This window comes from Neobacillus mesonae, from assembly GCF_001636315.1.
Classification (GTDB): Bacteria; Bacillota; Bacilli; order Bacillales; family Cytobacillaceae; genus Neobacillus; species Neobacillus mesonae.
Genome location: NZ_KV440949.1, coordinates 3,365,965 through 3,377,423, shown reverse-complemented (window position 1 = coordinate 3,377,423; position 11,459 = coordinate 3,365,965). Strand labels below are relative to the sequence as shown.

The following is an 11,459-nucleotide window of genomic DNA, read 5'->3' as shown; positions in this document are numbered from 1 at the left end:
AAGATCCTTTCATTGGAATATATATTTTATTCAGGTTGATGATTATTTACAATATCTTCAAAACTCTCTAAAAAGGCGATTTGTTTCGATGTTTTATGAAAGTATTTGCTGGAGGGGTTCCATGTATGTGAATCATCCCCATGTCTAATATAGGCGAAATTATACCTGCTCGTTGTATAGATACGGTACCCTCTCGCCCTGCACCTCTGTGTGAAGCTTAATCCTTCACCAACATTTTTATCAGGAAAGGGCACCTTTTCCATTACCTTTTTCTTTGCCATAATCGTTCCACCTTGAAGGATGGAAGCACGCTTGTGTTCTCGATCTGGAAAACGCATTCTAAGCTCTTTCGTCAGAGCATTATACATATAGCAGGTGCGCTTGCCCACGACATCAGCATTCATCTTATCAAAAGTGTACATTGCCTCTGTTAAAAACAGAGGACCATAATAGTCATCATCATCAAATTTGGCAATATAGCTATATTTTGACTTCTTTACCCCGAAATTAAGGCAGTTCCCTAAAGAAACATTTTCTGGTAGTTGATATATGGATACTTGATTGTATTTTTGTGCATATTCTTCCCATTCAAGAAGATTCATAGAGTCGTTATTTAATACAATGATTAATTCCTTCTCTGGCCAGATTTGACTTTCATAGCTTGAAAAAACATTTTCAATGAACTCCTGCCTATTTGTTACTGTTACAATGGATACTCCCTTTACCTCTGTTTGTGGTACCTCATTCAAAAATGCTCCCAACCTTTCTAATGGATATTTCACCATATCCTATTCAATTGCTGGAAACATGTTTAGGTATGAGTACAGATGTTAGTCTTGTCCAAATTCTTACCCTCATAAACAAATGATTCTTCCAAATAGGTAAATTAATGATGGCTTAATTATTTATCTTAAAGTAGTTATAAAACCAATCTCCGAAATTTTTGGAAATGCGATTATGTTTATGAGGAGATACCCTGCTGCTTGATTTTCTTTTTATTACGCTATTATTATCGCCATGAAAGAGAACCCAAGTAACAAATGGGAAATCTACCATTCTATAGTTTTTACTTCTCAGGTATTGTGTAATTTTATGATGAGGCCAAATTGTCCATTTAAATTTTGTTTTTCTAACATCCCTATTTCTTGATGTCCTAGGAAAATCTCTGTTGGAAAAATAAAAAACAGCACTGCTTCCGCAGCCTATAAAAAAACGATCCTTTAACCATACCTGGTTATTTTTTAAATTAGCCATAAACCCCTTATTTAAAATAAATGCATCTGAAATGGGTGCTGTCCGAATATATTCAACAAATCGAAAATGGATCCAATCATCCGCATCAAGCGGCATAAAATAGCCATTAAACCCAATTCTTCTTAAATAAGCACCAATGACTCGACGTTTTCGAAATTTATCTAAACTATATTGATGAATGTATCTTGGACGTGAAAATGCAACCGATAACCATGTAACACGCTCATGATTCATTTCTTCTATATTCGGTTTCTCATGCCCGGCAATGATTATACGGAAGTTTTGATCTGTATTATTTAATATGGATTTCAGTGTTTTTGATAAATTGTTTTGAACTTTAATCCAATTTCGAGAAACCTTTTTACTTTTCAAAGAAATACCAAAAGCAACTTCTACCCCATTTGCTCCAGTACGATCATTTGCTTTATTTTTCTTTAAATGCTTATCAATTTTGTCCAATCTTTTTTTTATATAGGTAATGTCTGAAGTTTTACTTACATCCTCTTTATAATACTCAGCTTCCAAAGCTTTATAGCTATGTTCCTTCATTGTTTTTTCTGCTGCGGAAGGTTTCTTGGTTCTTTCTCCTGTTTTCATTTTCCACCATCCTTTTCCGTCTTTCTGCTTTTTCCACATAAAAACATTCCTATGGTTTCTATATCCTATTCGTTAAAAAATTTATTGGTTAGGTTCTTTAGTAAAATCTTCTTATTTGATTGGCCATTTTTTAAAAATACTATCTAGATAGGACAATGTCCTTTTCATACGAGCTTATTACGAATATGATAATGCAAGAAAACATAACAGGTTGTTTAGTATAGACAAGCATTTGTTTATTAAAATGAGTTCTTTAAGGCAAAGGAGGAAAAGGATGTTAAACAATGTATCTGTTTTGATTCCTTACAAACCAGACAATGGTTTAAGAGACAGATTATTCAAATGGGTAAAGACCTTTTATGAAACCTTGATGCCCGAAGTGGAATTGTGTATCGGTGAATCTCGCAGTAAACCATTTAATCGATCCCAGGCCATTAATAACGCAGCTAAACAAGCAACAAGGGATATTTTTGTCATTGCTGATGCCGATGTATTTTATAATCCACAACTTATAATTCGAGGGATAGAGCTGCTTAAGCAGCATGCTTGGGTAATTCCTTACTTCACATGGAAAGACCTATCCAAACCAAGTTCTGAAAAACTTCTAAATTATACCCCACAATGGCCTTTACCCTGTAAAGTTAATTGTAAAGAACGAAAATTTAAAAAGGCTGAACCAATTAGCGGGGTAATCATTATTACGAGAGATAACTTTAATAAGGTAAAGGGGTTTGATGAAAGGTTTGTAGGATGGGGAAAAGAGGATAATGCATTCAAAGATGCTATGAATACTGTATGTGGGCCTTTTAAAAGATTAACAGGTACCTCAATCTATCATTTATGGCATCCTAAGGTTGGATCTCGTGGTAATCCTAACTATCGAAAAAACGTTAATTTATATAAGCGCTATGTTAAAAACAGAGGAAATGTGGAAGAAATGAAGAAACTGATTAATGAGCGTAACAAAGAATAGAGAGTTTTTATGTATGAGAGACAGCTATCTCTATACCAAGCAAAAGGCCCGCAAATGAATATCATTTGCTGGCCTAATTTTATTTGAATCTGCCATCAATTCCTGTTACAAATAACTTCATGAATCCTCTAACCCCTTGATTAAGACTTCAATGACCTCGGGGCGGCTAAACTCTGGAGGCGGCATTTCCCCATTACGAAGCATTTGCCGAACTTTTGTACCCGATAGGTGTAAATGGTCACTTTTGTCATGCGGACACGTTTTACTTGAAGCCATGCTTTTGCATTTTTTACAATAAAAGCTATGTTCAAAGGAAAGAATAGTTATTCCCAGCTCTTCTGCGCTAAATTGTTTAAAAATTTTTTGTGCATCATAGGTTCCATAATAATTACCTACACCTGCATGGTCTCGTCCAACAATAAAATGTGTACAGCCATAATTCTTACGAACAAGAGCATGGAAAATTGCTTCTTTTGGGCCGGCATATCTCATGGCTGCAAGAAAGACACCTAAATATACACGATCTGCAGGATAATAGTTTTTTAGTAATACTTCATAACTTTTCAATCGAATAGCTGCTGGAATATCATCGGATTTTGTTTCGCCCACTAAAGGATTTAGAAACAAGCCGTCAACCATTTCTAGTGCTGTCTTTTGGATATATTCATGTGCTCTGTGAACAGGATTTCTTGTTTGGAATCCAACCACTGTTTTCCAATTCCTTTGTTGAAATTCCTTTCTCACTTCTATAGGCGTTTTATAATAGCGTTTAAAATCAGGATGCTTGGGTGGAACTTTGGTTAAAATAATGGGCCCTGCGGCATACATACTGGGGCGTTCCAAAAGCTTTTTGACACCTGGATGATAAGAGTCTGTTGTTTGATATACCTTTTCTGCTTCTTCATTTTTATTTGGTGTATATAGTTCTTGAAGATTTAGTACACCGTAGGTTTCATTTTCATACGTAAGTCTGACCTTTTCTCCAATCTTTAGCTTCCGAGCAACGTTCTCTGTAACGGGAAGGGTAATCGGGATACTCCAAACAATTCCATTTTCCAGTCTCATATTCTGTAAGACCGATTCATAATCTTTTTTCCCTAGAAAACCAACTAACGGGCTGTATGCTCCATTTGCGATTAACTCTAAATCAGATAGTGACATTGTGTCCAATTCAATCTCAGATGTAAGATCCGAATAATTATAATTTAAGTCTACGCGATTTATTAATTTACCGCCATGAGGAATACTTAATGTCAAATTAAATCACTCCTTCGAATTTAGTAAGAGGCCGACTTTATCGAAAAGATATGAAATAAGAATTTCAACTGATTGATCAATTGATAATTTATTTGTATCAATAACGATTTCAGGATTTTTTGGCTCTTCATAAGGCTGATCAATTCCCGTAAAATGTGTTATTTCTCCTTTTCTAGCCTTTTTATAAAGTCCTTTTGGGTCTCTATTTTCACATTCCTCAATTGGACACTTGATATATACTTCAATAAATTCACCCTGCTTAAAAATCGCTCGTGCATTTAACCTCTCTTTTTCAAATGGAGATATGAGTGCTGCAAGTACCACGGTTCCAGCATCCACAAACAGCTTTCCGATTTCGGCTGTCCTCCTAATATTTTCTTGTCGATCTTCAGCAGAAAATGAGAGATTCTTATTTATGCCATGCCGGAGATTATCTCCATCTAATAAATAAACACTGATGTTTTTTTCAAATAATTTATGTTGAAGTGCATTGGCTATTGTAGATTTTCCTGACCCCGATAACCCTGTAAACCAAATCATTATACTTCTATGACCATTTTGTTTTTCTCGATCTTCTTTTTTTATTGCCGATTGATGCCAGAAAACATTATTCATAGGGTTATTTTTATTTTCCAATATAATACTCTCCTTTCGAATTTATTCCATCCATTCAAATAACTACGCCCTGATTCATGTTCGTAATACAGCTTATGACTTGCTTAAGACAATGGAAACGGCAGGTGCAGAAAACAAACACAAGCCCAAGAATTTAAAAATGGGGGACATTACTATTTTTAGATAATTATCACATGATTTTTTCAGCAATATTACTAGTCCAATTTAAGAGGTGTTTACATAAAATAACAGGAAGTAAGAAATGATCAACAGTTTGGAGGCATGTTGAATCTTTAGATTTGATAGGAGAAGTGAAAATGGAAATAGGGATTATTTTTATGGGGGTGTTTGTTGGTTTTCTTGTTGGTTTGACTGGAGTAGGAGGTGCGTCACTTTTAACTCCAGTATTACTGTTAATAGGGATAAACCCAGTCGTAGCAGTTGGAACCGATTTATTCTATAATTCTATAACAAAACTATTTGGAACAATCCAGCATTGGAGACAGAAAACGATTAACGGAAAGTTAGTGTTGTACTTTTCGTTGGGAAGTATTCCAGGTGCAGTAATTGCCATCGTTTTACTCAAAGTTTTTGGTGTTTATTTTGAAAATCTAGAACTGATGATTAAGCATTCCATTGGCTATGTTCTCATTTTCGTAGCCGCGGCAATGGTCTTTCAGAACTTTTTCGGTGACCACTTCGAAACCGGCATAGTGACGAAAAACCCCGTTGAAGGAAAAAAAGTGCTTACGATTCTAATTGGATTCTTTCTAGGTTTTATTGTTGGTTTAACATCCATTGGGTCAGGGTCTTTATTTGCCCTTGCATTGTTGTACATTTATCGTATTAGAACATCAAGCGTCGTTGGTACCGATATTGCACATGCCTTTGGTTTAGTTACTGTGGCTGGAATTCTACATGCAGGGCTTGGAAATGTGAATTTTCACTTGGCGTTTAACCTGTTAATAGGATCAATACCTGGGGTTATATTAGGCAGCAAACTTTCTACAAAAGTACCGGCAAAACCACTAAGATTTATTTTGGCATTGATTTTATGCATGAGTGGAATAAAGATTATATTCTAATTAACACTTGCGGTTCCCCCCTCTATAAAACAAGTAAGAAGAGGCTTAAATGCCTCTTTTTTATCACTAGTTTTTCTCAGAAACAAAGAATAACCGCCTTCTATACAAAGGAACGGTTACTATTATGTTATATAGCTATCCCAATTAAATTTAACTCCAAAATAATCCTCCAATTCCTTACTAAGCTGTATAAAATGTTTGGTTTAACTATTCCTTTTTCCTCCATTAAGATCGGATTGAATGTTTGCGAAATTTTAATAATATAATTGTCAATATCCAATTATGAAAAGTGTCGTCCATGCTTATCATCAGAATAATTATTTACATACGATTTAAAGTCATTTGTTTTTATAATCCTTAAAGATGTCGCCAGTAAATACTGTAATTTTGGTTTCCAAGTATGGCTTCCATCCCCTCTTCTAATATAGGTATAATTATATCGGCTTGTTGAATAAATTTTAAAACCTTGTTGTCTGCAGTGATATAAAAAATCAACATCCTCCCCTATTGAAATATTTGCAAATCTAACTTTTTGGAACACTTCTTTCGTTGCTATAATCGTTCCACCATGAACTTTCGAAAAAAACTTGTGTTCCCTTCTAGGAAAACGGAGTCTCAGGTCTTTCTTTAAGGAATTATACATAAAATAAGTACGTTTTCCCACGACATCTGCATTCTTTTTGTCAAAAGCGTCCATCGCCTCCGCTAAATAAGATGGGCCATAATAATCGTCATCATCAAATTTCGCAATATATTCATACTTCGCTTTATCTACTCCAAAGTTCAGGCATTCACCTAAGGAAACGCTTTGAGAAAGTTGATATACAGTTACATGATTAGTTTGTTCTACCTTATTTACCCATTCTTCAAGTATTAAAGAATCATTATTTAATATGATAATTAATTCTTTCGTATCCCAATTCTGATTCTCAAAATTCAGGAAAATATTTTCTAAGAAACCTTCTTTATTTGTTGAAACAACAATCGAAACACCTTTATTTACTTCGGTCAATATTTATTCACCTCACTGGTAAAAAACTAACTTGTTTCCATTGCTCAACAACAACTTGGGACAACGGACAATCTCATATTAAAAAGATATTCAATTTCCTTAAAAAAGGCTTGGGTTAATACGCCCTATTTATTAATAAAAGCTAACATGTCTTTTAATTGAATCCGTTTGTTAACGAAATGCTGCAGAAAACATTGGAATGGGACACTCCTCATTATTTAGTTAAAAAATGGCGTTTTCTTTTTCAAAACAAGACAAACGCTCAGGAGAGAGATACTGTATTTGAATACTATAACTAAGACTATAAAGAAAGGTGGGGCTAAACATCAGTCAATCACAAAGTCTATCTCCCTTTTTATTATCATCCGTTCCAAAAAGCGGCACTCATTTATTACATCAGCTATTAATTGGAATGCCCGATGTTTTTATGGATATTAATGATGAATCGAAAAAATTCTTTTTAAGCATAGGTATGAATCAACGAAAAAAGCTCATAGATCATCGCAATAGACTAAAAAAATTATCTGCTAATGAATTCGGGTTTGGACATGTCGTTTTCTCGAATCAATATGCAGCTTTGTTACAAGAATTAAACATGAAACATGTTTTTATTTATCGTGACCCGCGTGACGTTCTTGTTTCCCTCTCTTACTTTATTAAAGATCTATGGGTCGACCACCCTTTACATTTTGCATTTAACACCAAATATTTGACAACAAAATCACGTATGCTGGTACTGCTCAGAAAAGGAAAACTCCCTTTTTATCGAGGCTATGAACCTTATTATAGATGGAGCAATCATAAAAATACCTTTTCCTTATCCTATGAGGACTTAATGATATCGAAAGAATCAAGAGAACAGAAATTACGAGAGTTGGTTAACTATTTATGGGAAGATAGCCCGCCAATCCCTTTAAATGACATCATAAATAAAATGGAGCAAAACATTGACCCAAAATCTTCATATACATTTCGAAAAGGGAAAATTGGGAACTGGAAGGACGAATTTGATGATGAAATGAAGCAAATCTTTAAGAAACAAGCTGGGCAATTATTAATCACATACGGATTTGAAAAAGACAATAATTGGTAATGTGTGTCTGTAGTGCTATTAGCATGGGTTTTACGTCAAAAAATTGGTTGTACCCCACAATATAATGAATTTATAACATAGAATAATGTGAGGTGATATGTGTATGACAAACAGGCTTTCTATTATTATTCCTGCCTATAACGATGGAGATACCTTGCCATCTGTTATTTCGCAATGCCAGGCATTATGTCCATATGAAATTATTATTGTTGCCAACGGTTGTACAGATAATACAGAACAGATTGCATTAAACTATCATTGTAAGTTAATTAGTGATCCAGAACCTTTAGGACATGATGTGGGGCGTGCTGTCGGGGCTGCCAATGCATCTGGGGATGTCCTATTGTTTTTAGATGCTGATATCTCTATTCCCAGCCAACAATTACAAAAATTTCTTGAACCGATATATACCAACCAAGCAGAAGTCGTTTTGAATCATATACCGCTTAAACCAAACAGCGTGCACCCTGTGGTAATATGGAAACGGGTATTCAATGCATTGATGGGGGAACAACATTTTGGCTTAGATACATTAACAGCGGTCCCTATCGCCTTAACTCGGTATGCATTAAATCAAATCGGCATCGAATCTATGATGAATCCTGGAATCGCAACACTAAAAACATTTAAAAGTAATCTGCCAATTTCCAATAGTTATCAAATTGATCTATCTAAAAACAAAAGTAGAATAGGGCACCAAAAAACAGGCACAAATTTATCCTTTATGCAAAAAGTAATTATCGGTGATTATGTAGAGGGATTATCACTTTTACAACTGCCAAATTTAGATGATCATTCTGGGCCGAAAAAAATCGAGATGCTTAATAATGCTATTGGAGAGACGCTCACACCCCAACTCAATCAAATTACTCCAATTGCGAATTATGATGAAAAAACATTGTCCGTTGTAATGACGCTTCAACAAAAGGTGTTCAGACTTCATTCGAAGTTTAAATGCCTAGCAAAATTACCAGCCCATGAATTGATTGTTGTCATGAATTCTGACCTTGCAGAAGAAAAAAGGATCGCAAAGGAATATGGCGCTAAAATTATTACGGTGAATGATCCATTAGTCTATGAGGCGTACCAAGCCATTGGGGCAAAAGCAGCACAAGGTGATATTATATTGACCATTAATGGTACGAGTTCATTTAAATACAAGGAAATTTGTGATTATATTGAGAGAATTGCAAATGGCGCCGATTTGGTCCTCACCAAAAATAATTTAAAGCGCTCCATATCCTTGTTACTGGCGCTCCAATATGCTTTTAATCTAGCTGTAGATCGAAAAGATCTTGGAGCAAGTTCCCTATTATCTAAACATACTGCGATGAGTCGGAAGGGATTAAACATTATTGGCTGGGAAAGCTTACATTGTCCCCCCTTGGCCCAATTAAAGGGCATATTGAATGGACTATCCATCGTGACATCCTCAAAATGTGTTTCCAATGGGAAGGACGACAAAGATATTGATTTACACATGAAAGACTATTTGGTAGCGCTGCAATACTTGATAAAAGAGAAAGGACCAAGGGGATTATTTGCCAATGATGGACGAAAACGAAACAAGGTTTAGTCCTTAGGCGTTTTGAACTTTTTATTAGCCTTTCAATATTGGGGCAGCTTCAGGATTGACATTTTACAACGATAAAGGAAACGCCCCTAGTATTTCAAAGGGTATAGCTTCCATCTCAATAGGATCAAATCTATTGAGATGGAGTCCGTATACGTGAAATAAGGTTTGTCAGGGCCGAAGGGCATTTCTAACGTACGCTTCTTTCTTCGTTCTATTTCTTTAAACTCATTCATCTATTATTACATAATTTCACAATCCCCTTTAAAATTCAGCTTAAAATCTAATTTTCCTAAAAGGAGTTGCTCCACTATTTTTCTTGTCCTGCTAAAATGACAAATGCTCATTCAATAAAGTAGAAAGGAGTTGAATTTGATTGGAATTTAAGAAAATCCTCGAGAAAGGCTGTTTTGATCTGCATTTGCATACCACCGCTTCCGATGGAAGTTATTCCTCAAGTGAAGTTGTAAAAATGGCAGCACAAAAAGGATTAGTGACGATTGCCATAACGGATCACGATACTATAGATGGAATTCAAGAAGCATTACAAACAGCAAGAACATTAAATGTAACGGTTATTCAAGGTATCGAATTAAGCACAAATTATAAAGGAAAAAATATTGATATCTTAGGTTATCACATCCACGAATCAAAAGAGCTATTAGGTGTTTTGCAGAAAATGAAGGAACATCGCCATAACCGCGCTCAGCTAATTGTCAATAAGTTTTGTAAGTTGGGAATGAGGATCACTTCTAATGATGTTCAAAAGTATAGTAATGGAGAGGTAATTGGCCGCCCTCATATAGCCAAAGCAGTGGTTGCTAAAGGGTATGCGAAAAATATCCAGGAAGTATTTGATCTTTATTTAGGTGATGGAAAACCATGTGCAGTTGATAAGATGGTTCTCTCACCTAATGAGGGAATTAACTTGATTCATAACGCTGGAGGGATAGCGGTTTTAGCCCACCCTTTACTTATTCAGGATGATGCATTAGTCAAGGAATTATTACGGCTTCCCTTTGATGGAATCGAAGTTTGGCATCGTAAACATAGGAAGGAAGACGGTATTCGATATAAAAATCTAGCCAAAAAGTATAACCTCCTGATGACAGGCGGCTCAGACTTTCATAATGAAGAGCATACGATTGGGGAGTTTGGTTTCGAACTCTAACGGTAAATATCCGTCTCAAAAAAACGTGTAAAGAAGTACTTTTGTCCAAGCCATTACTAATTATTTGCATAGATATAATAAATGAGTATAAACATTTTGTTAAAATGAGATAAAAATATTTTGTGAAAGGAGACACACAATTTGGTTTCTATTGTTACCTGTACGAAAAGACCTTCACAAATAGAAAACATATTTAAAAATTATTCACATCAGGATTGGATGAATAAAGAACTAATCATAATTCTAAACCGTGATGATACGGAAATTGAAACATGGGAACAGAAAGCTAAAGATTATTCTAATGTTTCTGTATTTCAACTTTCTGAGAAAGTTACACTGGGAGAATGTTTGAATTTTGCAGTTAGCAAAACAAAGTATGAAATTATCGCAAAATTTGATGATGATGATTATTATTCTCCTTACTATATTACTCAAGCAATGAAAATATTTAATAATACACAAGCCAATATCGTTGGAAAATCACTAATTTATATGTACTTTTTAAAGAGTAAAAGGCTGTTTATCCGAAAAGCTTATAATCCAATATGCGGGGCAACTATCATGTTTCATAAAAGAGTCTTTCAAAGAGTTCAGTTTCCAGCCAAGAACACGGGGGAAGACTTAATCTTTCTAAAAAAGGCAGCAAAAAGTGGGTTTAATATCCAATCAACAAATCCTTATAATTATGTATGTATTAGAAGTGACATAACCGACCATACATGGAAGATATCTGAACAACAACTTCAAAAAGTATCTTCTGAAATTATGGTTACGGATAATTATATTCCCCATGTAATCAAGGCCCCCTAATTTAAATTAGTAGATATTA

The 11,459-nt window shown here is 34.9% G+C and carries 11 protein-coding genes; 6 read left to right on the top strand and 5 right to left on the bottom strand.

The window, feature by feature from the left end:
- Positions 1-26: 26 nt before the first annotated feature.
- Positions 27-749 carry a glycosyltransferase family 2 protein gene (locus A6749_RS15805; RefSeq protein WP_066391415.1) on the bottom strand — a complete coding sequence of 241 codons (723 nt, stop codon included), beginning with the start codon at positions 747-749 and terminating at the stop codon, positions 27-29.
- A gap of 148 nt (positions 750-897) precedes the next feature.
- Positions 898-1,890: a hypothetical protein gene (locus tag A6749_RS15800; protein WP_066391413.1), complete on the bottom strand. Its 993-nt coding sequence runs from the start codon at positions 1,888-1,890 to the stop codon at positions 898-900.
- A gap of 235 nt (positions 1,891-2,125) precedes the next feature.
- Here A6749_RS15800 and A6749_RS15795 point away from each other — a divergent pair, with 235 nt between their 5' ends.
- Entirely contained in the window at positions 2,126-2,824 is a 699-nt protein-coding gene (locus tag A6749_RS15795) for a galactosyltransferase-related protein (RefSeq protein WP_066391410.1), read from the top strand.
- Between the two features lie 117 nt (positions 2,825-2,941).
- Here the strand turns inward: A6749_RS15795 and sat are convergent, their stop codons facing one another.
- Together sat and cysC are read right to left on the bottom strand one after the other, a co-directional pair.
- Positions 2,942-4,081 (bottom strand): sulfate adenylyltransferase, encoded by a 1,140-nt coding sequence (gene sat / locus A6749_RS15790; protein ID WP_066391408.1) that lies wholly within the window; start codon positions 4,079-4,081, stop codon positions 2,942-2,944.
- A gap of 6 nt (positions 4,082-4,087) precedes the next feature.
- On the bottom strand, positions 4,088-4,696 hold the full coding sequence (gene cysC, locus A6749_RS15785) for an adenylyl-sulfate kinase (protein ID WP_066400998.1): 609 nt from the start codon (positions 4,694-4,696) through the stop codon (positions 4,088-4,090).
- Between the two features lie 317 nt (positions 4,697-5,013).
- On the opposite strand from cysC, the gene A6749_RS15780 reads away from it, so the two are divergent.
- Positions 5,014-5,781 (top strand): sulfite exporter TauE/SafE family protein, encoded by a 768-nt coding sequence (locus A6749_RS15780; RefSeq protein WP_066391407.1) that lies wholly within the window; start codon positions 5,014-5,016, stop codon positions 5,779-5,781.
- A gap of 280 nt (positions 5,782-6,061) precedes the next feature.
- On the opposite strand, the gene A6749_RS15775 is transcribed toward A6749_RS15780, so the two are convergent.
- Entirely contained in the window at positions 6,062-6,793 is a 732-nt protein-coding gene (locus A6749_RS15775; protein WP_161487150.1) for a glycosyltransferase family 2 protein, read from the bottom strand.
- A gap of 313 nt (positions 6,794-7,106) precedes the next feature.
- On the opposite strand from A6749_RS15775, the gene A6749_RS15770 reads away from it, so the two are divergent.
- From A6749_RS15770 to A6749_RS15755, 4 genes are all read left to right on the top strand, one after another.
- Positions 7,107-7,886 carry a sulfotransferase domain-containing protein gene (locus tag A6749_RS15770; RefSeq protein ID WP_084797862.1) on the top strand — a complete coding sequence of 260 codons (780 nt, stop codon included), beginning with the start codon at positions 7,107-7,109 and terminating at the stop codon, positions 7,884-7,886.
- Positions 7,887-7,989: 103 nt separating this feature from the next.
- The gene (locus tag A6749_RS15765; RefSeq protein WP_066391404.1) at positions 7,990-9,462 is read left to right on the top strand and encodes a glycosyltransferase family 2 protein; all 1,473 of its coding nucleotides are present in this window, start codon (positions 7,990-7,992) and stop codon (positions 9,460-9,462) included.
- Between the two features lie 373 nt (positions 9,463-9,835).
- Entirely contained in the window at positions 9,836-10,630 is a 795-nt protein-coding gene (locus A6749_RS15760) for a PHP domain-containing protein (protein ID WP_084797860.1), read from the top strand.
- A 141-nt stretch (positions 10,631-10,771) separates the two neighbouring features.
- On the top strand, positions 10,772-11,440 hold the full coding sequence (locus tag A6749_RS15755; protein ID WP_066391403.1) for a glycosyltransferase family 2 protein: 669 nt from the start codon (positions 10,772-10,774) through the stop codon (positions 11,438-11,440).
- The last annotated feature ends 19 nt before the right edge of the window (positions 11,441-11,459 follow it).

Bases quoted from the DNA above. Each gene is read 5' to 3' on its own strand.
- A6749_RS15800 (WP_066391413.1), bottom strand. From the start codon at position 1,890: ATGTGGAAAAAGCAGAAAGACGGAAAAGGATGGTGGAAAATGAAAACA.
- A6749_RS15795 (WP_066391410.1), top strand. From the start codon at position 2,126: ATGTTAAACAATGTATCTGTTTTGATTCCTTACAAACCAGACAATGGT.
- cysC (WP_066400998.1), bottom strand. From the start codon at position 4,696: ATGAATAATGTTTTCTGGCATCAATCGGCAATAAAAAAAGAAGATCGA.
- A6749_RS15780 (WP_066391407.1), top strand. From the start codon at position 5,014: ATGGAAATAGGGATTATTTTTATGGGGGTGTTTGTTGGTTTTCTTGTT.
- A6749_RS15765 (WP_066391404.1), top strand. From the start codon at position 7,990: ATGACAAACAGGCTTTCTATTATTATTCCTGCCTATAACGATGGAGAT.